This window comes from Streptomyces sp. TM32 (assembly GCF_004122755.1).
GTDB classification, from domain to species: domain Bacteria; phylum Actinomycetota; class Actinomycetes; order Streptomycetales; family Streptomycetaceae; genus Streptomyces; species Streptomyces sioyaensis.
The window spans coordinates 14,058-39,975 of record NZ_SDIG01000043.1; the positions used below are offsets into that span (position 1 = coordinate 14,058).

At 70.2% G+C, this 25,918-nt stretch carries 21 protein-coding genes and 1 pseudogene; 11 read left to right on the forward strand and 11 right to left on the reverse strand.

Going from position 1 to position 25,918, the window contains the following annotated elements:
- The first annotated feature begins 308 nt into the window (after nucleotides 1-308).
- The 3 genes from EST92_RS13065 (at nucleotide 309) to EST92_RS13075 (ending at nucleotide 2,639) form a co-directional block, all read left to right on the forward strand.
- Nucleotides 309-692 (forward strand): winged helix-turn-helix domain-containing protein, encoded by a 384-nt coding sequence (locus EST92_RS13065; RefSeq protein ID WP_129281102.1) that lies wholly within the window; start codon nucleotides 309-311, stop codon nucleotides 690-692.
- Nucleotides 693-853: 161 nt separating this feature from the next.
- On the forward strand, nucleotides 854-1,639 hold the full coding sequence (locus EST92_RS13070; protein ID WP_129281103.1) for an aminotransferase class IV family protein: 786 nt from the start codon (nucleotides 854-856) through the stop codon (nucleotides 1,637-1,639).
- A gap of 61 nt (nucleotides 1,640-1,700) precedes the next feature.
- A complete protein-coding gene (locus EST92_RS13075; RefSeq protein WP_129281104.1) occupies nucleotides 1,701-2,639 on the forward strand; it encodes an SUMF1/EgtB/PvdO family nonheme iron enzyme in 939 nt (312 codons plus the stop codon).
- A gap of 696 nt (nucleotides 2,640-3,335) precedes the next feature.
- Here the strand turns inward: EST92_RS13075 and ilvA are convergent.
- Nucleotides 3,336-4,586 (reverse strand): threonine ammonia-lyase IlvA, encoded by a 1,251-nt coding sequence (gene ilvA / locus EST92_RS13080; RefSeq protein ID WP_129281105.1) that lies wholly within the window; start codon nucleotides 4,584-4,586, stop codon nucleotides 3,336-3,338.
- Nucleotides 4,587-4,962: 376 nt separating this feature from the next.
- Between ilvA and EST92_RS32135 the strand changes: the two genes are divergently transcribed.
- Nucleotides 4,963-5,196 (forward strand): FAD-linked oxidase C-terminal domain-containing protein, encoded by a 234-nt coding sequence (locus tag EST92_RS32135; protein ID WP_275540878.1) that lies wholly within the window; start codon nucleotides 4,963-4,965, stop codon nucleotides 5,194-5,196.
- Between the two features lie 310 nt (nucleotides 5,197-5,506).
- On the opposite strand, the pseudogene EST92_RS13090 reads toward EST92_RS32135, so the two are convergent.
- Nucleotides 5,507-5,770: pseudogene (locus EST92_RS13090) on the reverse strand (hypothetical protein); the annotation flags it as partial.
- Nucleotides 5,771-6,710: 940 nt separating this feature from the next.
- On the opposite strand from EST92_RS13090, the gene EST92_RS13095 reads away from it, so the two are divergent.
- From EST92_RS13095 to EST92_RS13105, 3 genes are all read left to right on the forward strand, one after another.
- On the forward strand, nucleotides 6,711-10,730 hold the full coding sequence (locus EST92_RS13095) for an AAA family ATPase (protein ID WP_129281107.1): 4,020 nt from the start codon (nucleotides 6,711-6,713) through the stop codon (nucleotides 10,728-10,730).
- A gap of 429 nt (nucleotides 10,731-11,159) precedes the next feature.
- On the forward strand, nucleotides 11,160-11,948 hold the full coding sequence (locus EST92_RS13100) for a GntR family transcriptional regulator (RefSeq protein ID WP_129281108.1): 789 nt from the start codon (nucleotides 11,160-11,162) through the stop codon (nucleotides 11,946-11,948).
- A gap of 5 nt (nucleotides 11,949-11,953) precedes the next feature.
- Nucleotides 11,954-12,712: a glycosyltransferase gene (locus tag EST92_RS13105; RefSeq protein WP_129281109.1), complete on the forward strand. Its 759-nt coding sequence runs from the start codon at nucleotides 11,954-11,956 to the stop codon at nucleotides 12,710-12,712.
- A gap of 97 nt (nucleotides 12,713-12,809) precedes the next feature.
- On the opposite strand, the gene EST92_RS13110 is transcribed toward EST92_RS13105, so the two are convergent.
- Nucleotides 12,810-13,730: an FkbM family methyltransferase gene (locus tag EST92_RS13110; protein ID WP_174244006.1), complete on the reverse strand. Its 921-nt coding sequence runs from the start codon at nucleotides 13,728-13,730 to the stop codon at nucleotides 12,810-12,812.
- A gap of 258 nt (nucleotides 13,731-13,988) precedes the next feature.
- Here EST92_RS13110 and EST92_RS13115 point away from each other — a divergent pair, with 258 nt between their 5' ends.
- Nucleotides 13,989-14,519 (forward strand): hypothetical protein, encoded by a 531-nt coding sequence (locus EST92_RS13115; protein ID WP_129281110.1) that lies wholly within the window; start codon nucleotides 13,989-13,991, stop codon nucleotides 14,517-14,519.
- A gap of 116 nt (nucleotides 14,520-14,635) precedes the next feature.
- Here the strand turns inward: EST92_RS13115 and EST92_RS13120 are convergent, their stop codons facing one another.
- Entirely contained in the window at nucleotides 14,636-15,853 is a 1,218-nt protein-coding gene (locus EST92_RS13120) for an amidohydrolase family protein (RefSeq protein WP_129248862.1), read from the reverse strand.
- 197 nt (nucleotides 15,854-16,050) lie between these two features.
- Here EST92_RS13120 and EST92_RS13125 point away from each other — a divergent pair, with 197 nt between their 5' ends.
- Nucleotides 16,051-16,503, forward strand: a complete 453-nt coding sequence (locus EST92_RS13125; RefSeq protein ID WP_129248863.1) for a DoxX family protein — start codon at nucleotides 16,051-16,053, stop codon at nucleotides 16,501-16,503.
- A 111-nt stretch (nucleotides 16,504-16,614) separates the two neighbouring features.
- Here EST92_RS13125 and EST92_RS31610 read toward each other — a convergent pair whose 3' ends face one another.
- The 4 genes from EST92_RS31610 to EST92_RS13140 all read right to left on the reverse strand — a co-directional run bounded on the left by EST92_RS31610 (nucleotide 16,615) and on the right by EST92_RS13140 (nucleotide 19,428).
- Nucleotides 16,615-17,952, reverse strand: coding sequence for a histidine kinase (locus EST92_RS31610; RefSeq protein WP_129281111.1), 1,338 nt, complete (start codon nucleotides 17,950-17,952; stop codon nucleotides 16,615-16,617).
- 47 nt (nucleotides 17,953-17,999) lie between these two features.
- Nucleotides 18,000-18,152 carry a hypothetical protein gene (locus tag EST92_RS31145; protein WP_154073974.1) on the reverse strand — a complete coding sequence of 51 codons (153 nt, stop codon included), beginning with the start codon at nucleotides 18,150-18,152 and terminating at the stop codon, nucleotides 18,000-18,002.
- A gap of 7 nt (nucleotides 18,153-18,159) precedes the next feature.
- Nucleotides 18,160-18,504, reverse strand: a complete 345-nt coding sequence (locus EST92_RS31150) for a hypothetical protein (RefSeq protein WP_154073975.1) — start codon at nucleotides 18,502-18,504, stop codon at nucleotides 18,160-18,162.
- 297 nt (nucleotides 18,505-18,801) lie between these two features.
- Nucleotides 18,802-19,428 carry a response regulator transcription factor gene (locus tag EST92_RS13140; protein WP_216849094.1) on the reverse strand — a complete coding sequence of 209 codons (627 nt, stop codon included), beginning with the start codon at nucleotides 19,426-19,428 and terminating at the stop codon, nucleotides 18,802-18,804.
- 570 nt (nucleotides 19,429-19,998) lie between these two features.
- Here EST92_RS13140 and EST92_RS13150 point away from each other — a divergent pair.
- On the forward strand, nucleotides 19,999-21,804 hold the full coding sequence (locus tag EST92_RS13150) for a prolyl oligopeptidase family serine peptidase (protein ID WP_174244007.1): 1,806 nt from the start codon (nucleotides 19,999-20,001) through the stop codon (nucleotides 21,802-21,804).
- Between the two features lie 72 nt (nucleotides 21,805-21,876).
- On the opposite strand, the gene EST92_RS13155 is transcribed toward EST92_RS13150, so the two are convergent.
- Nucleotides 21,877-23,019: a cation diffusion facilitator family transporter gene (locus EST92_RS13155; RefSeq protein WP_254068797.1), complete on the reverse strand. Its 1,143-nt coding sequence runs from the start codon at nucleotides 23,017-23,019 to the stop codon at nucleotides 21,877-21,879.
- Between EST92_RS13155 and EST92_RS13160 the strand changes: the two genes are divergently transcribed.
- Nucleotides 22,900-23,157, forward strand: a complete 258-nt coding sequence (locus EST92_RS13160; RefSeq protein ID WP_129281114.1) for a hypothetical protein — start codon at nucleotides 22,900-22,902, stop codon at nucleotides 23,155-23,157. The genes EST92_RS13155 and EST92_RS13160 overlap by 120 nt on opposite strands.
- 52 nt (nucleotides 23,158-23,209) lie before the next feature.
- Here the strand turns inward: EST92_RS13160 and EST92_RS13165 are convergent, their stop codons facing one another.
- Together EST92_RS13165 and EST92_RS13170 are read right to left on the reverse strand one after the other, a co-directional pair.
- Nucleotides 23,210-24,253, reverse strand: coding sequence for an SURF1 family protein (locus EST92_RS13165; RefSeq protein WP_129281115.1), 1,044 nt, complete (start codon nucleotides 24,251-24,253; stop codon nucleotides 23,210-23,212).
- 68 nt (nucleotides 24,254-24,321) lie between these two features.
- Nucleotides 24,322-25,918: hypothetical protein (locus tag EST92_RS13170; RefSeq protein ID WP_254068796.1), on the reverse strand; the 1,597-nt coding region annotated here is incomplete at its 5' end.

A 25,918-nucleotide genomic window follows, 5' to 3' on the forward strand; every position in this document is an offset into this window, starting at 1 on the left:
GTGGTCATTGCTGCTGACGCCCCGGTTGGAAGCGCGTCAGCAGCCAAAATCACTCGTTCTCAGCGCTCTGTTCAGTTCTCAAGGAAGGTCCGCTCCCAGCCCGTCGGCGTGCGACAACGTCGCCTTCCCGGGTCTTCCAGCTGGTGCGGGGTACTGCGGATTCGCTCGGCTCCGCCGGTTCAGACGGGCTTTCGCCGCCTAGGTAACCTAGGTCGTTGCGATGGGATGAAGCTACCTAGGTTGCTTTCGAGGTGTCAAGGAGTCGCGCTCAAAAACCCCAAATGACCTAGGTCAGGTACGCTCTACTGATGGACTCGAAGCCCCCGAAGACGCCGAACGCCCGGGAGATCGCCGCCCAGATCCGCGACGACATCGCCGACGGGACGTACGGCCCAGGGGCGCGGCTGCCGGGCGCCAAGGGATACGCGAAGAAGCTCGGCGTAGCGCTTATGACCGTGCAGAGCGCGTACGGGCAGCTCGCCGAAGAGGGGCTCGTCGAAGGGCGCCCGGGGAGCGGCACGTACGTGATCGATCCTGTGCAGGGCGAGCCCACCGCACAGCAGACCGCTGTGGGCATCCGTGACATTCAGGCTGAGCTGGTGCGAGTCACGTCCCGACTCACTGATCTTGCCGAGCGGGTCGAGAAGCTGGAGGAAGAGCGAACCTCCAGCACATCGAGCGGCAGCGAGTGAGGTGGTGACCTGCGTGTTCGGTGTCTTTGGCGTCATGTGACAAGCCTGTCGGCGCAAGCGGCATCTCGGAACGCACTCTCACCGCCCCTGCACCGAACTAATCCGAACTTTCTAGGCTGACCACGTGATTCGGCTCCGGAGCGGGTGCCAGACTGGCTCGCATGGCCGAACTCAACGGAGCATCAGTATCGCTCGAAGATCTTCAGACCCTCGCCCTGACGAACTACGGGCACTTCACGTCGATGCGTATGGACGACGGTGCCATTCGTGGGCTCACGCTACACATGGAACGACTCGTACGGGACTGCCGACTGGTCTTCAATGCCGATCTTGACCCGGAGCGGGTGCTCGGCTACGTCCGTAAGGCAGTTGGCCAGCGCACAGGCTCATTCAACATCAGGGTCACGATCTTTGACCCCGGGCTGGAAATGGGACACCCCGGAGCCGATGCCGACCCTCACATCCTGGTAACCACCCGTCCCGCCGGCGCCATGCCTCCACCGTCGCTCAAGGCGAAGACGTTCACCTTCAGCCGCGACACAGCAGCGGTGAAACACATCGGCCTCTTCCCTCAGCTCCGACTGCGGCGTGAAGCCCAGCGCGCGGGCTTTGATGACGCTGTCTTCGTTGAAGCCGACGGGCGCATCTCCGAGGGCGGGACCTGGAATATGGGCTTCATCGACGAATCCGGCGTGGTCGTGTGGCCTGACGCGCCTGTCCTGCCCGGCGTCACTATGCAGCTCCTCCAGGCTGCCTACGACGAGAAGATGACCACAGCTCCCGTCACCCTCGCCGACGTGCCGCGGATGCGGGCTGCCTTCGCCACCAACACCTCCATCGGAGTGCGCACCATCAGTGCCTTGGACGACGTTCAGTTCGCTGCTGAAGACCCCGTTCTTAGCGCTCTGCGCGACGTCTATGCCGACATTCCTGGGGAGCGCCTGTAACTGAACGTGGCGGTCCGCGCGCGACGCCCGGGGCGGACCGTCAATCGAAGGGGGAGCGATCATGCCACTCGTTACTCAGTGGACGGGCCGAGAGGTCAAGGCGCTGCGTGAGGCTGCCCGGATGAGCTTGATGGATCTCGCTGAGAAGCTGGGGGTCTCCGACCGAATCATCTCCAAGTGGGAGAGGGGCGGACCAGAGAGCATTCCTCGCATGGTGAACCAAGCGGCTCTGGACACCTTGTTGGCCGAGGCCAGCCCCGATGTTCACGGACGTTTCGTCGGTTTGCTATCAGTCAACGACCCCGTTCCACGCCAGTTGATCGACCCAGCAGAGACCCCGGTCATGAGCGGGCAGTACGTCAAGCACCAGCGCGACGGGAAGCTGATGGCACGGGTCCCCGAGGGGATCTATTTGGCCGGGGAGACTGACGAACCGGTATGGGTTGATGAGTTCCACATCGACACGTTCCCAACGACTAACGCTGACTACGCGAGATTCTGCACGGCCGTCGGACACCGAACTCCCCGGCACTGGGAGGGGGGTCGGTGCCCACGCCGCTTGTACGACCACCCGGTGGTCGAGGTGTCGTGGAAGGACGCCTCCGCGTACGCGGAGTGGGCTGGCAAGTCATTGCCCACCGCTGAGCAGTGGGAGAAAGCGGCTCGCGGCACAACAGGGACGATCTACCCGTGGGGTGACCAGAGGACTGCCGCCAAGTGCAACGTGCGCGAGACTGGCGTAGAGGGCACCACTCCGGTCTCCCGCTACCACAGTGGCGTATCGCCATACGGCATCTACGACATGATCGGCAATGTATGGGAGTGGTGTTCCACTCCGACCCAACCGGGGCGATACGAGCTGAAGGGCAGCGCCTTCACCAGCCCGTTGTTCCGCGGGGTGCCGTCCGCCTTCAACGATGCTGACGACTTTATGCAGGACGATGACACGGGTTTTCGGTGTGTGGCGTCACCAGAGCAGATGACGCCGCAGGATTCCTGAACTGGTAGCAGCGAGGGGAGCCAGGGAAGGAACATCCGGGCCTCCCCTGGACGGACGGGGAGGTGTCCCAGCTGTCCGACTGTCCGGTTAGAGCGATGACCAGGGAAAACGACCCGGACAGCAGAAACAGGGGCTGTCCGGGGTGTCCGGTTACAACCGGCTGCAACACGCGCGCGTGTTGCAGCCGTCGGCGAAGCCGACCCTGATAGGTCGTAGGAGCCGCAGGCGACTTCGCTCATTCGTCAAGCTCCGCCTGAGTGTCTAACTGCGCTACAACCGGGGTGTACCGCCGCGTACGACGACGGACGCCCAGGGACAGTTAGCCCAGGCCAAGAGGGTGCCTTTCGCAGGCCGAACCGACGATCGAATTGCTTCGGGACGAAGAGGTCGTGGGTTCAAATCCCGCCACCCCGACTGAAGGAACACCAGGTCAGGGGCCTGATCCGCTCAGCGGGTCGGGCCCCTGACCCGTTCCGGGAGATCGTTTGCGAGCGGCCTGGGAGACGATCCTGGGCCGTACGGCACGAGGGACGGCCCTCGCGGATGGCCAACGGCCTTTTCCGCGAGGGCGCTTGTCGCTACTGCCCGTCGCAGCGCTCACGAAGGGCGCACGGCGGGCTCAGGACGAGCTCGCGGACGGCTCTCGGACGGCTCTCGGACGGCTCTCGGACGGCTCTCGGACGGCTCTCGGACGGCTCACAGGAAGAAGGAGAACCAGGGGGAGCCCGGCGAGATCCTGTCTATCGTCAGCGGGCTGTCCTGCATGCGCTGGAGCAGGCTGTCGAGGTCCTGCGCACGCTCCAGTTCGATGCCCACAAGGGCGGGGCCCGTCTCCCGGTTGTTCTTCTTGACGTACTCGAAGGCGACGATGTCCTCCCCCTTGGCGAGCACCTCGTCGAGGAAGTGCCGTAGCGCGCCCGGTTGTTGGGGGAACGTCACGAGGAAGTAGTGGCGCAGGCCCACATGCGCCAGGGAGCGCTCCACCACCTCGGCATAGCGGCTCACGTCGTTGTTGCCGCCGGAGACGACGCACGCCACCGTGCCCGGCCCCGCCCCCGGCAGGACCTGCCGGGCCGCCGCGCTCGCCAGCGCTCCGGCGGGTTCGGCGATGATGCCGTCGGTCTGGTAGAGGTCGAGCATCTCGGTGCACAGCGCGCCCTCGTCGACCGTGACGATCTCGTCCACCAAGTCCCTCACCAGCGGGAACGCCTGCGCACCCACCTTGCCCACGGCCGCCCCGTCGACGAACGAGTCGAGCTCGGGCAGCGCCACGGGCCCGCCGTGCTCCAGGGCGGCCCGCATGCTGGCGGCGCCGGCCGGTTCGGCGCCGACGATTCGGGTGCGCGGCGAGTGCGCGCGCAGCCATACGGCGATGCCGCTGATGAGGCCACCACCGCCGACGGGTACCACCACGGTGTCCACGGCACGGTCGGCCTGCTGCGTGATCTCCCGGGCGACCGTGCCCTGGCCCTCCATGGTCCGCACGTCGTCGAAGGGGTGGACGTACACCGCGCCGGTGTGCTCGCTGTCCCAGTGTGCGGCGGCGCTGGCCTCGTCGTAGGTACTGCCGACGACCACGAGCTCGACGGCGTCACCACCGAACGCCTCGATGCGCTCCCGCTTCTGGCGCGGAGTGTTGGACGGGACGAACACCCGGCCGCGGATGCCGAGCCGGCTGCAGGCGAAGGCGACGCCCTGGCCGTGGTTGCCCGCGCTGGCGCAGACGACGCCGCGCCGCAGCTCCTCGTCGGTGAGCGAGGAGATGAGGTTGAAGGCGCCGCGCACCTTGTACGAGCGGCAGATCTGGCTGTCTTCCCGCTTCAGCAGAACCCGGTTCCCGAGCAGAGCGGACAGCCGCGGGTTCTCCTCCAGCGCGGTGCGGCGCACCACCGGCGCCAGCCGCCGTGCCGCCTGTTCGATACCCGCCGCGTTCAACTTGGCTGACATCTCGGGATGGTAGCTCGCGGTACTGGGCGGACATTTCGACGACCACGATGCGGACACGGGGCACGTGTAGCCCCGTCACCACGTCCGCGCCGCCGGTGCCCGAAGGGCGGTGACACCCAGCCGCAAAACCGCCCGGAACGTCGCCCTGTGCCTGGGTGACCCGTCGGCGGAACAGCGCTTCCAGCACTTCATCGCGCACTCGCGCCGGGACCGGGAACCGGTGCGCGCGGCGCTGGTCGGCGTCGTGGAACGGCATGCGCCCCAACTGGGCCTATGTGGCACATCTCTTGGTGCTGCGCAAGGCGGGCAAGGACTCCGCGGGCGTGCACCGGCGGTTCGTTCCCGAGCTCGGCCGGACCGGGTGCCGGGGACCGCGGTGCCCCGGCCCGCGTCCGGCCCGGACGGCGAGCCGAGGCCGCTGCCCCTGATCGGCGAGTGGGACGAGGCGCTCTCCCCCGGCGGCACCGTCACCGGTGAGCACGGCGTGGGCCTCTTGCAGAAGCGCGGCCTGGCAGCGGAGACCGGCCCCGGCGTGCTGGCCCTGCACCGCGCCGTCAAGACCGCCCTCGACCCGGCCGGCATCTTCGACCCGGGCAAGATCTTCACGTGAGCGACCGGAGCATCGAGCCGGCCTCTCGTGTGGCGGGCGGTCGGCGGGGAGTGCGTACGAGGCGTACTCGCGCTCATATCCGCAGGGGAAATCGGCAGAGGAAATCGGCGTTCCGACCGTCGGGCCGCTGAATGCCTGCCCGGCAGTGCGTATCCGCGCCCTCCCGGAACGCACGGGGAGGCAGCAGCATCGGAGGGAAGGGCGGCTTATACGGCTCCGGGGCGGCGGGGAATGGGCGCGATTCCGTTACCCGCCCCGCGCTCAGGGGTCACAGGTGATCGGTGCGCCCCTGAGCAGGGCGGAAGCATGATCAGAGGCGCCGCAGCCAGGCTGCGGCGCCATGGCCGACCGCGAGATAGATCACCGCGGGCAGGGCGTAGTTGAAGAAGACGCGCAGCCCTTCGGTGTCCATGGTGAAAATGTCCTGCGACCAGCTGGCGAGCCAGTCGGCGATGCCGTGCACGAAGTCGACGAAGACGTTCGCCTGATTCGCGTCGAGCAGGTAGAGCAGGATCCACAACCCCAGGAATATCGCAGCGATATCCGCGAGGCTGTGAATGATCAAGGCCAGCCGATCCTTCCCGACGCCGCTCCCGTTACCCGAAGGACTCCTGGGCGTATGGGACGGGGCATTCGAAGATCGACCGTATGGGGCACCGGGTTCAGGATGAACGGGCGGGGCGGAATTGATATTGCGTGGGGCGTACGCCCCTTGGGCGGGGAGAGGGGCTGTATCGCCACCGCGCGGACCGTTTGGACCACCGTAGTAGGGAGCGTTTCTGCTGGGGTCGTATGGGGCATTTTGCGGCATGCCCTCGTTGCTGTAACTCACGGTCCCGCACTTTTCCCGCCCGGAGTTTCCAAAACCCTCTTCACCGCCAATTCACATTCCTGTCGCCCCGGAAGTCACAAGTGAGTTGCGGAGCGCGGCCGGCGCCCGTTGCCGGTTGCTTCAGCGGGACATGTTCGCCAGGCTCAGGGCCGGCCTGGCCTCCGGGCTGAGGGCTCAGGGCCGGCCCGCCGACCGCGGCACGGAATGCGCGCGCTCGCCACGTCGGACCGACCACGTACGGCCGCGCTGCGCTGCGCGCCATCCCGCCCGCGCCGTTCGATGCCGGTCTCTCCCCTCGTAGAGACCGGTGCCGAACGGCGCGGGCGGTGTCGATCCGCGCCCCCCGTACCGGCGCGGATCGAAAATGGCAGACCCGTAGGCGACGCGAGGGCGGTCCGGAGGGGACCGGCGCCACGGATCTCTTCCTCTCATGCGCCAAGACCTCACGACCGGATGGTGACTCCGGCGGAAAATGGCGAGAACATGCGTCAAGGCTTGTCTCTCGGCGCCGAGCTGGTGGCCTGGAGGGCCGATACCCGGTTACCTGCGCTGCTGCGCCATGATCCTGCCAGCTGCGGCTCCCGCCGAGGAGGTTCCGGTATCGGACCGACGGCATCACCGCAGGTCAGCCAGATAAGGTGAGTTTTCCGGTCCGGATGTCCAGCTGCGGGGGAAGTAAGGAGTGGAGACCTTGAGTTCCGACTCAGGGGCACGCACAGCCTTCGCGGAACAGCTCGCGCTGCTGTACAAGGAGGCCGGCAACCCTCCCCTCAAGAAGGTGGCCGAGGCCGTCGTCCGGCTTCAGCGGGTCGACGAACGAGGGCGCCCCGTGCGGGTGTCCGTGCAGCGGATCAGCGACTGGCGACGGGCCAAGAACGTGCCGGCCCAGTTCGACGGCCTCGCCGCGGTGCTGCACATCCTCGTCCCCGAAGCACGGCGTCATCGGTCGGTGCCGGTGTCCACGGGCCTGTACGACCTGGTCCAGTGGCAGCGCCTGTGGGAGCGCGCGGTCGGCGACCGCGCCGCGGCCTCCGTGGAGGAGGAGGAACGCCCCCCGGCCGACGCCTCGACCGTACCCGGTGTGTGCCCCTACCGGGGGCTGGCTTCGTATCGTCGGCAAGATGCCCGGTGGTTCTTCGGACGGGAGCGGAGCACGGATGCCCTCGTCGCTCAGCTCCGCGCGGCGGGGACGACGGGCGGCCTGGTCATGCTCGTGGGCGCCTCCGGGGCGGGAAAGTCCTCCCTGCTGAACGCCGGCCTGGTACCCGCCTTGCGGAACGGTGCGCTGGGCGACGGGAACGGCCGGGAGGTGCTCCAGCTCGTGCCGGGCTGCGGGCCGCTCGCGGAGCTGACCCGCCGGATCCCTGAGCTGGCCCCCGTCCTCGCTGCCGCGGAGGAATCAGCGGCGAAGGAATCGGCGGCGAGGGGATCGGCGGCGAACGAGCCCTGTACCGCGCGCTTCGCGCACGGGGTGCGGGAGGCCGTCACGGCGTGGGCGAGGCGCGGGACGTCCTCCGCGGCCCGTCCGGTGGTCATCGTCGATCAATTCGAGGAAGCCTTCACCCTCTGCTCCGACGAGTCGGAACGGCGCACGTTCCTCCAGCTCCTGCATGCCGCGTGCACGCCGGCCGATTCCGGTGACCCGGCCCCCGTGCTCGTCCTCCTCGGCATCCGCGCCGACTTCTACGAGCGGTGCCTGGGGTATCCCGAACTGGCCGACGCGCTGCAACACCGGCACATGGTGCTCGGGCCGCTGACCACCACCGAGCTGCGGGACGCGGTGACCGGACCGGCCAAGGCAGTGGGTCTGGAACTCGAACCGGGGCTGGCGGAGCTGATCATCCGGGAAGTGAGCGCCGACGGCCCCGGGGGGACCCACGACGCGGGGGTGCTGCCGCTCCTCTCCCACGCCCTGCTCGCCACCTGGCAACGGCGGAAGGCCGGCAGGCTGACACTGGCCGGCTACCGCGCGGCCGGCGGCATCCAGGGAGCCGTGGCGGCGACCGCCGAGCGGGCCTGGTCCGGCCTCGACCCGACGGCGCGCACGGCCGCGCGGCTGCTGCTCCTCAGGCTGGTCCGGCTGGGCGAGGACACCCAGGCCACCCGGAGGCGGGGGACGCGGCGCCAGCTGGCGGAGGAGTCGACGGACCCCCACAAGACGGAGGAGTCGCTCGAAGCGCTGGTGCACGCCCGGTTGGTGACGCTCGACGCGGAGGCCGTGGAGATCACCCATGAGGCGCTGCTGCACGCCTGGCCACGCCTGCGCGACTGGATCGACGAGGACCGGAACGGCAACCTGCTGCGCCAGCGGCTGGAGGAGGACGGCAGGGCCTGGGAGGACTCGCACCGCGACCCGTCGCTGCTCTACCGGGGGTCGCGGCTGGAACAGGCCCGCACCTGGGCGCAGTCGGCCGGTGACACCTATCTGACCCGCAGCGCGGTGGCCTTCCTGGACGCTTCGGTACGGCTGCGCAAGCGCACGGTCTGGATCAGCCGGGCCGCGGTCTCGGCACTGGCCGTGCTGGCGGTACTGGCCGCCGGTTCGGCGGTGGTCGCCTGGCAGCAGCGCGACGACGCGGTGTTCGGGCAGGTGCTCGCCGAGGCCGATCGCGTCCAGCTCACCGATCCGTCGCTGTCCGCCCAGCTCGACCTGGTGGCACACCGCTTGCGGCCGGACGACGAGGGCACCAACAACCGGTTGATCTCGACGGTGAACGCGCCGCTGGCCACGCCGCTGCTCGGCCACACCGGCGCCGTCTACCTCACCTCGTTCAGCCCGAACGGACGGCTCCTGGCCACCGCGAGCTATGACCGCACCGTCCGGCTGTGGGACGTGACGGACCCGACCCGCCCGCGCCCGCTCGGCGAGCCCCTCACCGGCCACACGAGCTGGGTGAGCAGCGCGGTCTTCAGCCCGGACGGACACACCCTCGCCAGCGCTTCGGACGACGGCACGATCCGGCTGTGGGACGTGCGGGACCCCGCCCACCCGCAGCCGATCGGCGCGCCCTTGACCGGCCACCACGGCTCGATCTTTCTGATCGCCTTCAGCCCGGACGGACGCACCCTGGCCTCCGCCGACGAAGATCACAGCGTCGGCCTGTGGAACGTGGGCGACCCGCACCGGCCGAAGCCACTACGCAGCCTGACCGGCCACACCGCCGCCGTGCGCTGCCTGGCGTTCAGCCCCGACGGACGGACCCTGGCAACCGGTGGCGACGACAACACGATCAAGCTGTGGGACATGGCCGATCCACGCCGTCCGACGCCGGTCGGCCAGGAGCTGAAGGGCCACAAGAGCACGGTGCACTCCGTGGCCTTCAGCCCCGACGGCCGCACGCTCGCCAGCGGCAGTTCGGACGACACCATCCGGCTGTGGAACGTGACTGCCCCCGGTCACGCGAAGCCGCTCGGTGCGCCGCTCACCGGCCACACCGGCCCCGTATGGTCGGTGGCCTTCAGCCACGACGGAACCATGCTCGCCGCGGGCAGCGCGGACAGCACGGCAAGCGTGTGGAACGTCAGCAATCCGGCCTACCCCTCGCAGGTCGGCGAGCCGCTCGCCGGCAGCAGTGGTGAGATGTACGCCGTGGGCTTCAGCCCCGACGGCCACACCCTCGCCACCGGGAGCGGCGACAGCAAGGTCCGCCTGTGGTCGATACCCGCGTCGGACATGATCGGCCGCATGGGAGCGTTCCGCCCGGACGGGCGGGTGCTGGCCACGGCCGCGCGCGACGAACGGGTCCGGCTGTGGAGCGTGCAGGATCCCCAGCGGCCCGCCTTGCTGGGCAAACCGTTCGCGGCCGGGGAGGGTGACGTGCGGACGATGGCGTTCTCCCCCGACGGCCGCACCCTCGCGGTACGGACGGGAAGCCGCGCGGTACAGCTGTGGCACGTCGAGGACCCGAAGCGGCCGGTCCGCTACGGGCCGCCCGTCGCGCTGCGGACCCGGTACGCGGACGCGCTGGTCTTCAGCCCCGACGGGCACACGCTGGCCACCGCCTACGACGACCGCACCCTTCAGCTGTGGGACGTCAGCGACCCGTCCCGCCTCCGCCCGCTCGGCGCGCCCCTCACCGGCCACACCGGATACGTCAACTCCCTCGTCTTCAGCCCGGACGGCCACACGCTCGCCAGCGGCAGTTCGGACGGCACCGTCCGACTGTGGAACGTGACCGACCCGCGTCATGCCGCCCCCCTCGGCGCGCCCCTCAAGGGGCACCTGGGACCCATCAACATGCTCGCCTACCGTCCGGACGGCCATACCTTGGCCAGCGGCAGCGACGACAACACCGTCCGGCTCTGGAACGTCACCGACCCACGTCACGCGAGACCGCTCGGCGCGCCGCTCACCGGCCACACCGAAGCGATCGTGTCGCTGACGTTCAGCCAGGACGGCCGCACCCTGGCGAGCGGCGGCAACGACGACATGGTCCGGCTCTGGAACGTCACCCGCCCCTCGGCGGCCACTCCCATCGGTCAGTCGATGAGCCCCAACGCCAAAACGGGCAATTTCTTGTCGTTCAGCCCCGGAAGCCACCTGCTCGGGGTGTCGAGCGGCGCCGATACCGTCCGGCTGTGGAACCTCGATTCCGGCGAGGCGATTCGTCGCGTCTGCTCCACCACCCGGGGCGTGCTGACGCCGCAGAAATGGCACGAGTATCTGCCCCGTCTCACGTACGCGTCCTCGTGCGACGAGTAGGCGAGCAGGCAGGCAGGCGAGTAGGCAAGCAGGCGAGCAGGCGAGTAACAGTGGGCCACGTGGCGTGATCCCCATCACAACAGGTCATTGCAGCTGGGAAGTTGACTCCCGCCGCTCCAGCAGCCTTGTTAGGCTGGCCGCAGCCCGATCGCTGGTGCATCCCCCGTCGCCAGCGGTCGGGCGCTTCCATGTCGTGAGGACCACGGCCGTGAGGACCGCGGCAGTGAGGACCGCGGCCGTGGAGACCACAGTCGTGGAGACCGCGGCCGTGAAGACCCCGCCGCCTTCCCCATGACCTGGACGTCCCCGGCCACGAAGGGCCACGCCGGAGCATCTCGCCACACGTCAACACCTCTTTATGAGTCGTAAGCTGAGGCCGTCTGGCCGGCCGGCTGGCCAGCGCACCGAGCGACGGAACGGTGAGTACCGATGGCAGTGGCGTACGAGCGGATCGCGGACACCCTCCGGCAGTCCATCCGCGCAGGTCGGCTGAGGCCGGGAGATCGCCTGCCGTCGGAGGCGAAGCTCGCCGAGGAGTTCCAGCGCAGCGTGCCGACCGTCCGGGACGCGCTTCGCGTCCTGCGGGACGAGGGCCTCATCGAGAAGCAGCACGGGCGCGGCAACTTCGTCCGGCGCCCGCGCACCACGGCCGTGCGCACGAACCTCCGCCACCAGTGGGAGAAGAGCCGGGCGCGCGGGCCGGTGGCGGAACGGGCCCGGACCGGAGCCACGGAGCACGACACCGGCCTCCAGGTCGGCGACCTCGTCTTCCACGCGTCGTACCGCGAGATCGTGGCGGACGAGAACCTCGCGGAGGCCTTCGCCCTGCCGGCGGGCACCCCCCTCCTCGAACGCAGCTACCGCACCCGGTACACCGCCGAGAGCGCCCCCTTCAGCCTGGTGACGTCCTACCTCGTCCACGGCCTGATCGCGGCGAACCCCGACCTGCTGGACGAGACCAAGGAGCCCTGGCCGGGCGGCTCGCAGAGCCAGCTCTACACCGTCGGAATCGAGCTGGACCGCATCGAGGAACGCGTCACCGCCCGGCCGCCGAAGCCCGAAGAGGCGGAGGAGCTGGAGCTGCCGCCCGGGACGTCGGTGCTCGTCCTCCGGAAGACCTCGATCGACATCAAGGAACGGATCGTCGGCGTCTCCGACGTCATCCTGCCGGGCGATCGCACGGAAATACTGTTCACCACTCCCCTGGAAAGGTGGTGAGCGCCGTGCGCCGGCGCATCATCGTCGTCACTGCCGTACATGCACCGTCGGCGCACTTCCTGCCGGAGGCGTACCGGTCGCTCCGCCGGCAGGAACTGCCCGAAGGGTGGGAGTGGCAGTGGGTCATCCAGGAGGACGGACGGAGCGACGAGGTCGCCTCGCACGTCCCGGATGACGAGCGGGTGATCTTCCGGCAGGGACGGCCCGGCGGCCCCGGCGTCGCCCGCACCATCGCCCTGGCGCACGCGGAGGGCGAGTACCTCAAGGTCCTGGACGCCGACGACCAGTTGCCGCCGGGCACGCTGGCGCGCGATCTGGCCGCTCTCGAAGGCGACCGCAGCCTCGGCTGGGCGACCTCGCGCGCGGTGGATCTGCTGCCCGACGGCTCGACTGCCGGCTTTCCGGGCGATCCCGAGCCGGGCCCGATCGAGCGTGGCGCCGTCCTCGACTTCTGGAAGGCGAACGGGTTCCGCGCCCAGGTCCACCCGGCGACCCTCTTCATGCGCCGCGACCTGGTCCTCGCCCTCGGCGGCTGGATGGCCCTCCCCGCATCGGAGGACACGGGTCTGCTGCTCGCGCTGAACGCCACGAGCCGCGGTTGGTTCACCCCCGAAGTAGGACTCCTCTACCGGAAGTGGCCCGGCCAGGCGACCGGTCAGCCCTCCCACACCGAGACCGCCGAACGCGCTGCCCGTATGGCCGTCGTCGAGGCCCGGGCGCGACAGCTCGCACACTTCACGTGGCGCTATCCGGCTGCCGGTTGATCGTTCCCGGAGGGGCCGGGCGACCGTCTGCCCGGCTGACCGTCTGCCCGACCGACCGGCCGTGCCCACCGGCCGAGGGCTGTCCGAGGCGCCCCCGTCACGGAAGCACTTCGGCATCGACCCGGGAGAAGATGAGATCGCTCTCCGCGGTGACCGGGCCACGCCAGCGCACCGGCACCGCTGGGGAGCGGTGAAGCGCCGCCGGGTAGCTTTCCGGCGCGTAGCTGTTGGCGAGCCGGTAGACGTGGAAGCCGTGTGCGCGCATCGTCTCCAGCAGCTCTTCGGCCGAGTCGCCCAGCCGCGCCATCCGCTCCGGGGTGACTTCCACGGTGAGTTCCGCGTCCGGCCGGAGCCTGTCGAGCACCGGGGCCAGGCCACGGATCACGCCCCCTTCCGCGCCCTCCACATCGATCTTGATCACTCGGGCCGCGGCGAGCTCTTCCTGATCGAGCACGTCGGGCAGCGGTCGCGCCTCGACATCGAGCCTGAGCTCCGCCTGGCCTTCGTAGGGGACGATGCCGGCCGCGCCCATGTTGTGTGAGCTGGCAAGAATGAAGGAGACCGGCTTCCGCTCGTCAGAAACGGCGGCGTGGACGACACGGATGTTGTCGCAGTGGTTGAGCTCGGCGTGCCGCACGATCCTGCGGTGGAGCGTCGGCGACGCCTCGATCGCCACGACGCCGCCCGCCTGCCCCACGAGCCGAGAGGCGAGCAAGCTGTAGTAGCCGACGTTGGCACCTACGTCGATATACGTGTCCCCCGGGCGGAGCCGGCGCTGCAGCCAGCGCGTCATGTGCGGTTCCCAGACGCCGAACAGGTAGACGAACCGCTGGATGAGGTCCTGCGTATCGACGGCCATCGCGACGTCGCATCGGGTGGGCACGACCCTTCGCCGAGGGTGGTCCCTGAGCTGCCGGTTCAGGTACCGCGCGGCCAGCCCTTTGCCTAACAGGACCGGAGCGTCCCGCACGTACCTGCGGGCGAGAGTGACCCACGCCTCCGGTATGGAGTTGCCCATCTGATCGCGTCTCCTGTCACTCACACCCAGCCGCCACCGGCGTGGTCTCTTCCTGACCAACCGTATCGGCCATGGTGCGGACGCCTATGGCGAGTTGAAGCCCGACGTGCCACCCTGCGCGGCACCCGATGCTCGGCCCCCGCAGGGCCCGGGCCGAGCCGGTCCGCAGACCACGTCACCACGCGGACACCTTCATGGCGCGGACACCTTCATGACGCGGTCCCGTCGCTCTGACAGATCGACAGAGAGGAGCCGGCATTGAGCGAGGTCACGGGAGATGAGCAACAGAGCCCCACACAGCCCGAATTCGCCGTGACCCGGGAAACCCCGGGGGCGAGCACCGAGGAGGCTCTCCGGAGAACGCACGCCGCCCGGGCGCGAAGTGCCGCTGCCCGCACCACGGCGGCCTGCCGCTACGCCGGCGTCGAGGCGGATCCAGCCGTAGTGGTGGCCGTGCCGAAGGAGGCTGCCGCCAAAGCGGCCAACGCCCTCCGGCTGTCCGCCGACGCCCTCGCCGCGTTGGCCGGGGGTGCTCCCGATCCGGCGGCAGACGGCCGGCAGGCGCGGAACGCTGCTGCCGCCGCCGTTCTGGCCGCCCAGATAGCGCAGTCGCACAAGGGCGGCGGCCAGCTTGCCGAAGCCGCATACCGGGCCGCTCTCCTCGCGTCCCAGGCCGCGGGAAAGGCCGCCGGCCGGGACGGGTGGGGCGCGAACGCCGCGTTCAACGCCGAGGCGGACGCGGCCGAATCCGCCGCCGTCGCAGCAGCCGAGGCGGCGGGCTGGCGGTAGCGGCCTCGGACCTGTCCGGCACCGGCCACGGACCCGTCCGGCACCGCCCACGCCGGAGCACGGTGCCGGACAGGTCCCCTGCGCACTGCCCGCCGCCGGGACACCCGCCCAGGACATCACCCCTGGTCGAAGGGAAGATCCAGCATGCGAATCGCATTCCCGCGAAGGATCTTGTAGGTCACGTCCTCCGGCAGCCCCGCCACGTGCTCGGCCGCGACCTGTTTCGTGTGCGGCCAGGTCGAATCGACGTGGGGGTAATCGGTCTCGAACGTCGCGTTGTCGACGCCCACGGTCTCGATGGCCTCGACGCCGTGCTTGTCACGGAAGAAGCAGCAGAAGATCTGCCGGTAGTAGTACGACGACGGCGGCTCGGGGATCAGGTCCTGCACCCCGCCCCACGCCCGGTGCTGCTCCCAGACGTCGTCGGCGCGCTCCAGGGCGTACGGGATCCAGCCCATCTGGCCCTCGCTGTACGCGAGTTTCAGCCGCGGGAACTTCACGAGTACACCGCTGAACAGGAAGTCCATCATCGACGCCATCGCGTTGTTGAAGCTCAGCGAGGCCTGCACCGCGGGCGGCGCGTCCGGTGATGCCGCCGGCATCTGCGAGGACGACCCGATGTGCATGTTCACCACGGTCCCGGTCTCCTCGCACGCGGCGAAGAACGGGTCCCAGTACCCGGAGTGAATGGACGGCAGCCCCAGGTACGTCGGAATCTCGCTGAAGGTCACCGCACGTACCCCGCGCGCGGCGTTGCGCCGGATCTCGGCAACCGCCAGATCCACGTCCCACAGCGGGATGAGGCACAGCGGAATCAGCCGGCCCCCGCTGTCCCCGCACCACTCCTCCACCATCCAGTCGTTGTACGCGCGGACGCAGGCGAGGCCGACCTCCTTGTCCTCGGCCTCCGCGAAGGTCTGTCCGCAGAAGCGCGGAAACGTCGGGAAGCAGAGCGACGCCTCCACGTGGTTGAGGTCCATGTCCGCGAGCCGGGCCTTGGGGTCCCAGCAGCCGCGGCGCATCTGCTCCCGCGTGATCCCGTCCAGCGTCATCTCGTCGCGGGAGAAACCCACCGCGGCAATGATGCGCTTGTACGGGAAGATCAGCCCCTCGTACTCCCACCAGTCCGTGATCTGGCCGTCCGGGTCCGTGGTGAACCGGTACTTCCCGCCGACGTACGCCAGCTCACCGATGCCCGCGGTGAAGGGCTTCGGCCCCTTGTCGCGGTGCTTCTTCGGGAGCCAGGTCTCGAAGAGGTGCGCGGGCTCGATCACGTGATCATCCACGCTGATGACCTTGGGAAGCTCCGCCGTGCCGCTCTCGCTGCTGCTCACGCTGTACCCCCAACCGCCGGCCGGCGAGTCACCACCGGACCCAGTTTCTGACGCTCCATCAGTTTCGAGGTTATGGGCTCACCCTTGTGGCGACAAGGCGAGACGGCCAACTGCACCCTCTTGCGGGATCGCGCCACATCCGGTCAACTGACGCTTCGTCAGTTAGAGCGGTTGAGTCGACGAGTCGAGGCGACAGCATGCACACGATCTGGCTCAGCGGTGCCGAGTGGTTGGCCGTCCTCCGTATCGGTCTCGGGCTGTGGTGGCTGGAGAGCTGGCGTCACAAGGACAAGAAGTCCTGGTTCGCCGGCGGCGGCATCACCTGGGCGGCCGGCATCGCGGCCGCCCACCGGTGGCCCGCGGTCCGCACGAGCTTCGAGCGCTTCGTGGCGCCACACCCTCGGCTGATGGCGTATCTCGTCGCCTACGCGGAGCTTGCCCTCGGCCTCGGCCTGATCGTGGGCTTCCTGACGCCGATAGCCCTGGTCGCGGGGGCCGTGCTCAACCTGATCTACCTCCTGCTGATGATCCACGACTGGGCGGAGCAGGGGCAGAACCTGATGATGGGGCTGATCTCGGTGACGGGGCTGCTCGCGGTGAGTTGGCAGAGCTGGTCACTGGACAGCGCCTTGGGGCTGTTTCTGCGCTAGGTGTGCTGTCCCGGGACAGCACACCTGGTGCCGGGTGATCGACGAACCTCTTGCTTGCGCCGACTCAGCGGGACGGCAGCGAGCGCGCGTGCGGCCCGTTCGGGACGCCGGTCAGCCGGGCAGTTCGACGACCAGCCGCCAGGAGCGGTGGGTGGCGTCGGGGCCCGCCTTGAGGGTTCCGCCGGCCAGGGCCAGGCGTTCCCGCATGCCGGTGAGGCCGTATCCGGAGACGGGCGGCCCGTCGTCGACGAACGCCGCGGCCCGGGGGATGTCGTTGCGGACCTCCAGCCGGACCTTCCCTTTGCGGTAGCCGGAGTGGGAGCGGTCGGGATCGGAGTGGTCGGAATCGGAGCCGGAGTGGCCGGAATCGGGGTCGTCGGAATCGGGGGCGTCGGAATCGGGGTCGTCGGAATCGGGGTCGTCGGAATCGGGGTCGTCGGAATCGGGGTCGTCGGAATCGGGGGCGTCGGAGCCTGAGTAGCCGTAGTCCAGTACGACGTCGACGGTGCCTCCCGGGGCGTGCTTGGCCGCGTTCGTCAGCGCCTCGCGGGTGCCCCGCACGAGGGCGACGACGGGTCCGGACGGCAGCGGACGGATGGTGCCCGTAGTGGCCAGCCGGACCTCGGTGCGGTGGTCGCGGCGGAAGCTCCCGATCAGCTCGGCCAGCATGTCCGGGAGCGGCAGCACCTCGTCGCGCAGCGCGGCGACGGCGGCGGCCGCCTCGGCCAGCCCTTCGTCGGTCAGCCGGTTGGAGCGCCGGATCCGGGCGCGGGCGCCCTCGACGTCGCCGCCGGCCAACAACGCGTCGGCTGCCTTGAGTTGGACGGTGAGTGCGCCGAGGGAATGCGCCAGGACGTCGTGGATCTCCCGCGCAATCCGGGCCCGCTCCTCCAACACGGCGACCTGCGCCTGTTCCTGCTGCATCAGCGTGGTCTGGCGCAGTAGTTGCTCGGCCTGGTCGGCGCGCAGCCGGTACTGGCGCTGGTTCAGGCCGAGCAGGGTGAGCAGCAGCATCACCAGGGCGTAACCGACCAGATCGCCGAGCCCCGCGCCGCCGGTCGCCGAGCTGATCAGGGTCAGCACGAGACAGCTGCTGAGCACCGGCCACAGCGCGGCCGCCCGCGGCCGACTCCAGGCGGCGAACCAGCCGAGCACCACCCCGACCATGATCACCGCGGTGGAGTCATGAGCCCACCCCGCGGCTGCCGCGGGTATCGCGGCGCTGCTCACCAGGGCGATCCCGGCCCACAGCGGGCGGCGGTCGATGAGGAAGTGGGAGACGAACCAGCAGACGGAACTGACCCCGTAGACCACCCACATGACCGGGGAACTCTCCCGGGCCGTGGCCAGCGTGCCGATCAGCAGTCCGAAGCCGACGATCTGCATGACCGGATTCGCCGACATGAACGAGGCCGGGGCACCGCCCTGACCGCCTGTGGCGTGCACCATCCCTCCCCGACCGCTCCTCGCCACTACTGCCGGCCCCAGGGCGGCTGTCAGCGGCGGCCTACCTTGCGCGCGACGACAGCCATCACGATCACCGCGGTGATCACCACGCCGACGATGATGCCCATCTTCCACAGCCTGTCCATCAGCAGATGGTGCAACAGCTCGTCGTCGTCCGCCTTGGCGGCGAGGAACGTTCTCATGACGGGTTCACCTCCGCCGGGCGCGGTCGTCGAGCGCCGCGAGCACCGTGCTCAGCAGACCGGCCCGGGGGCCGCGCTGTCCGCCGTGCTGCCCGCCGCGTCGTCCGCCGCGCTGTCCGCCGCGCTGTCCGCCGCGCCGGTTTTCGATCAGGTTGCGGGCGATCGGGCCCATCTGCTCGCTCGCCCGGCTCACAGTTCTTTTGTCGATCGAGCCCTGCCGTTTGAGCATCATCAGCGCAGCGAAACCGAGGAGCACGAGTAACAGAACGCCGACCGCGATCAGGGCGAATCGCAACAGCACGAAGTTCATGAGACCACCGCTGCTCAGCGCCAGATCCAGAGTCAGAGCCATCGCGCTTTCCCTTCCGAAGTCCTTCCGAAGTCCTTTCGTCGACGCTAGCGCGGCAGGTGCGGCCGCAGGTCCGGTCCTCGGGTGGAACCTGGGTCGAGTTGAGTTGGAGCCGGGTTGGAGCTGAGGTGGAGTCAGGTGGTACTGGGCTGGGCCCTGGTAGGAGTCGGGGGGAGCCTGGGTGAGCCCTGGTCCGGGGGGCGTCAGCGGGAGCGCGGGTGAGCCCTGGTCCGGAGGGCATCAGGTGGATTCGGCTCCGTTCGGCCGCATTTCGGGATCCATAACGCCGCTGCCGGGTCGTCATTCCGAATATCGGTGTTCCCGCGCATACTGAATCGCCTGTGCGCGATCCTTGCTTTTCGTCTTGGCGAAGATGCGGTTGATATGGGTCTTGACCGTGGTTTCGCTGATGAACAGATGCCGGGAAATCGCACGGTTGTCATGCCCGGCGGCAATCAGCTTGAGGACGTCGATCTCCCGCGCGGTGAGGCCGTCGTCCGGCACCAGGACGGGCCGGTTGTGGGACGCCGCGCGGATGAGGGTGCGCTGCACGCCGGGGTCGAGCAGCGCCTGGCCGGCGGCGGCAGCGGTGAGCGCGCGGGCGATCGCGTCCTTGGTCGCGGACTTGGTGAGATATCCCAGTGCGCCGGCCTGCAGCGCCTCCAGGGCGAGGTCGTCGGAGGCGTACGTGGTCAGGACGACCACCTGGGTTTCCGGGTGCTCCTGGCGTACCCGCCGAGTGGCTTCCGCGCCCGTGCAGTGGGGCATGACCAGGTCCATCAGGACGACTTCCGGGCGGTGTTCGGCGACCAGGGCCACGGCTTCCTCGCCGTCGGCCGCTTCGCCCACGACCGTGATGCCCGGCATGGTCCCCAGTAAGAGGACGAGCCCTTCGCGCACTGCCGCCTGGTCATCGGCGACGATCACCCGGATACCGGCTTCTGTGGTCACGAGGCCAGTTTCCCCCGCGCCGCTCGCGCTGGCGAGGACGTTTCACCCCGCACAGCGTGACCTGGCCACCGGGGCGCCTGCCGCCACGGTGCGTGCCCACACGGTGCGGGCTCGGGCCGCCTGACCACACGCTCCCTGTCGACTGCGCCGCCCGGTGAAGCGCTGGAACTACGTCATGTCGTGCTCGTGGACCCACCGGAATCGGCTCTGATCGTAATAATCGCTCGCGGTGTGGAGGGCGACCCGCTCGCCCCACCTCGCGCGATGGGCCTCCCGCCGGTCGTCAGGGCCCGTATGTTGTCGCATTCGGCGAAGTTGTCCACAGCCTGGTGACCCTCGCCGACGGAATTCCTGCGCCAGGCGCAGAATGGGCCCATGACTGACGAGACGACCGCAGGCCCAGCTCACGCCACCGACCCGAAGCCTTCGACGACCGATACCCGCCTTGGGGCCGAGACCACCGGCTCGGCAGGCCCCATAGCGGGAGCGGAGAGGCCGACGGCGGACTCGGCAGGCACTGCGGACCCCGGCGGCGCGGTTGCCGCGATGCCGGACTGGGAGAAGCGCTTCCGTGCGCCGCGGATCGGGCTGCCCGACTGGGCCGAGGACGCCCCGGACCGTTCCCTGTTCGTCTCGAACGCCACCGGCACCTTCGAGCTGTACGCCTGGGACCGGTCGACCGGACAGCAGCGCCAGGCCACCGACCGGCCGAACGGCACGACGGACGGGACGCTGTCGCCGGACGGCCGGTGGATCTGGTGGTTCTCGGACACCGACGGGGACGAGTTCGGCGTCTGGATGCGGCAGCCCTTCGAGGGCGGCCCGGATGAGCCGGCCACCCCGGGTATCGCCGCCGCGTATTCGGGAGGGCTGGCGATCGGCCGGGACGGGACCGCGGTCGTCGGGTGCTCCACGGACGAGGAAGGTTCCACGGTCCATGTCGTACGGCCGGGAGAGCCTCCGGTGGAGATCTACCGGCACCACGAGTCGGCGGGCGTCGGTGATCTCTCGCACGACGGCTCCCTGATCGCCCTGGAACACACCGAGCACGGTGATGCGATGCACTCCGCGATCCGCGTCGTCCGGCCCGACGGCTCCACGGTCGCCGAGCTGGACGACACCAACGGCGGGACCGAGGAGCTGGGCCTGTCGGTGATGGGCTTCGCTCCGGTCGACGGGGACGCGAGGCTGCTGGTGGGACATCAGCGCAGGGGTCGCTGGGAGCCGATGATCTGGGACCCGCTGACCGGCGTGGAGACGGCCCTGGAGATCGATCTGCCCGGAGACGTGGGCGCCGACTGGTATCCGGACGGGTCGGCCCTGCTGGTGGAGCACGAATACCAGGCCCGCAGCGAACTGTGGCGCTACGACCTCGGCGAGCCGGGCGGCACCACCACGGGATCCCCGGCCGGCCACCCGCTGACCCGGGTCGAGTCCCCGGCCGGCACGGTCTCGGGCGCGACGGCCCGGCCGGACGGAACCGTGGAGTTCCTGTGGTCGTCGGCGGCGCAGCCCCCGGAGGTGCGCTCGACGAGCGGCAAGGTCGTGCTGGACCCGCCCGGTATGAAGGCCCCCGGGTCGGTGCCGGTGCGCGACGTCTGGGTGGAGGGCCCGGGGGGCCGCATCCATGCGCTGGTGCAGCAGCCGGCAGGCGAGGGCCCCTTCCCGACGGTGTTCGACATACACGGCGGTCCGACCTGGCACGACAGTGACGCCTTCGCTTCGTCGCCCGCGGCATGGGTGGACCACGGCTTCGCGGTCGTACGCGTCAACTACCGCGGTTCGACCGGCTACGGCCGCGCCTGGACGGATGCGCTCAAGCATCGCGTCGGACTGATCGAGCTGGAGGACATCGCAGCGGTGCGCGAATGGGCGGTCTCCTCCGGCCTGGCGGACCCGGAGCGACTGGTGCTGGCGGGCGGCTCATGGGGCGGCTATCTGACGCTGCTGGGGCTCGGCACCCAGCCGGAAGCCTGGGCAGTGGGCCTGGCGGCGGTCCCGGTCGCGGACTACATCACGGCGTACAACGACGAGATGGAAGCCCTCAAGGCCATGGACCGGACCCTGCTGGGCGGCACCCCTGACGAGGTGCCCGAGCGCTTCGAGGCGTCGTCCCCGCTGACCTACGTGGACGCGGTGCGGGCCCCGGTGTACATCTCGGCCGGCGTCAACGACCCACGGTGCCCGATCCAGCAGGTGGAGAACTACGTGAAGCGTCTGGAGGGCCGCGGTCACCCCCACGAGGTCTACCGCTACGACGCCGGCCATGGCTCCCTCGTCGTGGAGGAGCGCATCAAGCAGGTCCGCCTGGAACTCGACTTCGCCCAGCGCCATGTAGGCACGAAGAGCTAGCGAGCCAGGAGGGACGGAGTACGGACTGAAGGAGCGCCCCGGGGGAGGGAGAGGAAATCAGCCGAAGCGCGCTCAGCCCACCCCATGATGGGCCAACGCCGCATGCGGGTCCGTGCCGTCGCTGGTGTGGTCGGTGTGGACGGTCGCGGCGGTGAGCCGGGGGACGGCGTGGATGAGGGCGTGTTCGGCCGCGACGGCGAGTGCATGCGCCTGCACCACGGTCAGACGGGAGTCGACGACGATATCGGCCTCGGCACGCAGGGTATGGCCGATCCAGCGCATCCGGACCTGTCCGACGCCGCGGACACCGTCCACGGCCCGCAGTGCGCTCTCGGCGGCATCGATGATCTCGGGGTCGACGGAGTCCATCAGCCGCCGGTAGACCTCCCGGGCCGAGTCGCGCAGCACCATGAGGATGGCAGCCGTGATCAGCAGGCCGATGACGGGGTCGGCCGCCCGCCACCCGAGGGCCGCGCCGCCCGCGCCGAGAAGGACGGCGAGCGAGGTGAAGCCGTCGGTACGGGCGTGCAGACCGTCGGCGACAAGCGCGGCCGAGCCGATCCTGCGGCCGGTGCGGATGCGGTAGCGGGCCACCCACTCGTTGCCGAGGAACCCGGCCACGGCGGCCGCGGCCACGGCCCACAGATGTGTGACCTCGCGGGGGTTCAGCAGCCGGTCCACGGCTTCGTATCCGGCCAGGGCCGACGAGGCGGCGATCGTCAGCACGATGGCGATACCCGCGAGGTCCTCGGCCCGGCCGTAGCCGTAGGTGTAGCGGCGGTTCGCAGCCCGTCTCCCGAGCACGAAGGCGATCCCCAGCGGCAGGGCGGTCAGCGCGTCGGCAGCGTTGTGGATCGTGTCGCCGAGCAGCGCCACCGAGCCCGACAGCACGACGACCACCAGCTGGACCACGCTGGTCAGGCCCAGGATGCCCAGCGAGAGCCACAGCGTGCGCAGGCCCTCGCGGGAGGTCTCCATGGCGGCGTCGACCTTGTCCATGGACGCATGGCTGTGCGGGGTGACCAGGTGCGCGAGCCGGTGGCGCATCCGCGACCAGCGGCGGGAACGGTGAGGGGGATGAGGGAGGTGAGAGGGATGCGGCTCATGCGCCGCCTCGCGGCCGAGGTGACGGTCACCGTGCAGGTCACCACGCCGGTCACCGCGCACATGGTCGTGGCGTTCACCCTGCACGTCATCAGGGCGTTCACCCTGCACATCATCAAGGCGGTCACCGTGCACGTGATCATGGTGGCGGGGGTCACGACGCGCGTGCTCATGGCCGTGCGGGTGGGTGTGATTGCCTGCCATATGGCCTACCGTGGCACGGCGAACCGATTGCGGCTACTACCGTGATACGCCCTCTGACCAGGTGCAACATCGTTGCAGCAGCGGCGGGTGCCCGGCCTCAGGCCTGCCCGGCCCGCGCCGCCTCACCCTGGCCCTCGCCCTGGTCCTCGCCGTGCTCCGCGCCCCGGCTTGCACCCGAGCCTCCACCCCGGCCGTCAGCCGGGCCATCCCCCTGGTCATCCGCCTCGGACGCGGCCCCGGACACGGACGCCACCACGGACGCTCCCGCGCCATCACCCCCGCCATCACCCCCGCGATCACGCCCGTCGTGGTCCCCGTCGTGGTCCCCGTCGTGGTCCCCACCACCGTCCCCCTCCGGCACGATGCCCAGCGCCGCGTCTCTGGCGGCTTCGGTGTCGCGGCGGAAGAGGCGGAACCACATGAAGACGACGAAGCCCGCGAAGACGAACCACTCACCGGTGTAGCCGAGGTTCTGGAAGGCCTTGAGGTCCAGCCCGCTGCCCTCGACGGCGGCCGGCGGAACGGCGTGCAGCGGCGCCTGGGGGTCGGTCTGCGTGATCCAGGCGTCGTAGACCCCGTACGGCACGATGTTGACCAGTGACGCCGCACTGATCATGCCGAGCTGTCCCCGCGGCAGCCCGCCGCCGGCCTGGACACCGTCGGTGCCCTGGTTCTCGGAGGCCTGCAGCGCCCCGGTGACCGTCACCTCGCCCTTGGGCGGCGCGGGCACCTTCGCCGTATCGGCCTTCGCACCGGCGTCGCCGGGCAGCCAGCCGCGTACGACCGGGAGCGCCTTGCCGCCGTCCGTACGCAGCAGATCGAGGACGTAGAAACCCTGCCGCTCGCCGTGCTTGTCCTTCAGGGTGCGGGCCGGTACGAGCAATTGGTGGGCGGTGTCGTAGCGCCCGCGGGCGCTGGCCTGGCGGCCGGAGGTCACCGTGTCGACGGGGAGCAGGCTCTCCAGCGGGCGAGCCGCCGCGGCCTTGGCGCGGGCGGAGCGGTCCTCCTGCTGCTGGTGGGTCTGGACGCGGTCCTCGAAACGGCTCAGCTGCCAGCTCCCCATGAAGATGCAGAGCGGAATCGCCAGTACGGCGAATACGTTGATCCCCCACCACCGCGGGGTCAGCAGGAACCGGTACACGCCCTCAACGGTACGGGGCTGACCCGGCCGGGCAGCACCGCCCCCTCCACAACCGCGGCCCCCGCCACCTACCGCCGGACCGCCAACGCCTCCGTCCGGTACACCGTCCCCGCGCACGCGTCCGCGACCTTGGCGTCCGCAGCGGTGGGCTCGCCGGCCTCCGGGGTGTGGCTGAGGACGATGCCGCCGGCCGCGGCTCCGCTGTCGCCGGAGCCCGTGTCGCCGCCTGCCTGGCCGCCTCCGTCGCCCGCCGTCGTGGCCCCGGCGTCCGGGGACTGGCCCGAGTCCTTGGTGGGTTCGGGGGTCGGTGAGGGGCCGGGGTTGACGCAACCGCTGGCGCCTCCGCCGGACTGCGGGATCCAGGCGAACTTGACCTCGTACGACTCCCCCGGCTTGAGAACCAGCTGGTCAGGGGTGGTCGCCGGGTCGGGCAGGCCGGTGGCTTCATCGCCGGAGGTGTGGTCGACGACATGGATGCGGTCGGGGTTCGTGGAGCCCTGCGCGACCACGCCGACGGTGCCGCCGCCCTCCACCGAGCAGGCGGCGCTGGAGGTGTTGACGACCCGGAACGCGCCGTAGACACGGCCGGCGGAGTCCGCCGCGCCGACCGTGCTGGTGCCCTGGCCGAGCTGTTCGCGCCCGCAGACCGGTGAGGTCACGTCCATGGTCTCGTCCGGCGCGGGGGTGCCGGCGCCCGCGCCGTGGCCCGCGCCGTTCTTGCCGGTGGCCCGGCCCTTGCCGCTGGGCAGGTCCGTGCCCGACTTCCCGCCGTACCTGCCGGACGGCGGGGGTCCGGCCTGCTCGGTGCCCTCGCCGTGGGTGCCCTCGGTGCTGCCCTGGGTGCGCTGGCTGCTCGCCGTGTTGGCGGGCCGCTCCTCGGAGCTGTCGGCGAGGTTGGCCACATGGACCATGGCGGGGATGGACGTACCGCCGAGCAGCAGCGCGGCCGCCGCGCCCACCACGGCATGGCGACGGCGCTGCCGGCGAGCGGGCACGGCACGGCGCAGCTGCTCCAGTGCGTCCGGTGCGGGTTCGAGGTTGCCGACCCGGGACTGCAGCAATCGCCGCAGGTCGTCCTCGCCGCCGAAGCCGCCGGTGGGGTGGCCGCGGCCGGGCGCCTCACCGGAGCCCCCGCCGGCACCGCCGCCGAAGGCGCTGCCTCCGTATGCCGCGCTGTCGTAGGCACGAGTGTGGTCGCCGTCGTAGGCGCCGCTGTCGTGGCCGTCGTAGGCGGGACCGTCCTCGCCGTCGTACGGGCGCCTGCGCTCTTCGTCGTACGCGGAGCGGTCGGTCCCGGCTCCGGCGTCGGACCTGTCCTGTGTGCCGGCCCCGGCACCGGTGTCGGCCGTGTCCTGGGCGCCGTCCGCGACACCGATGTCATCGCCGCTGCCGGAGTTTTGGCCGGAATTCGCGCCTTGCCCGCACGAGGCGGCACGTCGGCCGTCCTCGCGCCGGCCGTCCTCGGGCCCGCCGCCCACCGGGCTCTGTGCCTGACGCGCCGCGCACAGCCCGCGTGCCGCCTCGTCGGGCCTGCCCCGCGCGCCGGTCACACACCCCGGGCCGCGCCACCCCTCCACGCCGGGAGCGCCAAGGCCCCGGTGCTCGTCATGGGAGCCGTCAGGGGAGCCGTACGGAGCGCCGGGAGGCGGGGGGTCGGTCGGGGCG

Bases quoted from the DNA above. Each gene is read 5' to 3' on its own strand.
- EST92_RS13065 (WP_129281102.1), top strand. From the start codon at position 309: ATGGACTCGAAGCCCCCGAAGACGCCGAACGCCCGGGAGATCGCCGCC.
- EST92_RS13070 (WP_129281103.1), top strand. From the start codon at position 854: ATGGCCGAACTCAACGGAGCATCAGTATCGCTCGAAGATCTTCAGACC.
- EST92_RS13075 (WP_129281104.1), top strand. From the start codon at position 1,701: ATGCCACTCGTTACTCAGTGGACGGGCCGAGAGGTCAAGGCGCTGCGT.
- ilvA (WP_129281105.1), bottom strand. From the start codon at position 4,586: ATGTCAGCCAAGTTGAACGCGGCGGGTATCGAACAGGCGGCACGGCGG.
- EST92_RS13100 (WP_129281108.1), top strand. From the start codon at position 11,160: ATGGCAGTGGCGTACGAGCGGATCGCGGACACCCTCCGGCAGTCCATC.
- EST92_RS13110 (WP_174244006.1), bottom strand. From the start codon at position 13,730: ATGGGCAACTCCATACCGGAGGCGTGGGTCACTCTCGCCCGCAGGTAC.
- EST92_RS13125 (WP_129248863.1), top strand. From the start codon at position 16,051: ATGCACACGATCTGGCTCAGCGGTGCCGAGTGGTTGGCCGTCCTCCGT.
- EST92_RS31610 (WP_129281111.1), bottom strand. From the start codon at position 17,952: ATGGTGCACGCCACAGGCGGTCAGGGCGGTGCCCCGGCCTCGTTCATG.
- EST92_RS31145 (WP_154073974.1), bottom strand. From the start codon at position 18,152: ATGAGAACGTTCCTCGCCGCCAAGGCGGACGACGACGAGCTGTTGCAC.
- EST92_RS31150 (WP_154073975.1), bottom strand. From the start codon at position 18,504: ATGGCTCTGACTCTGGATCTGGCGCTGAGCAGCGGTGGTCTCATGAAC.
- EST92_RS13150 (WP_174244007.1), top strand. From the start codon at position 19,999: ATGCCGGACTGGGAGAAGCGCTTCCGTGCGCCGCGGATCGGGCTGCCC.
- EST92_RS13160 (WP_129281114.1), top strand. From the start codon at position 22,900: ATGCGGCTCATGCGCCGCCTCGCGGCCGAGGTGACGGTCACCGTGCAG.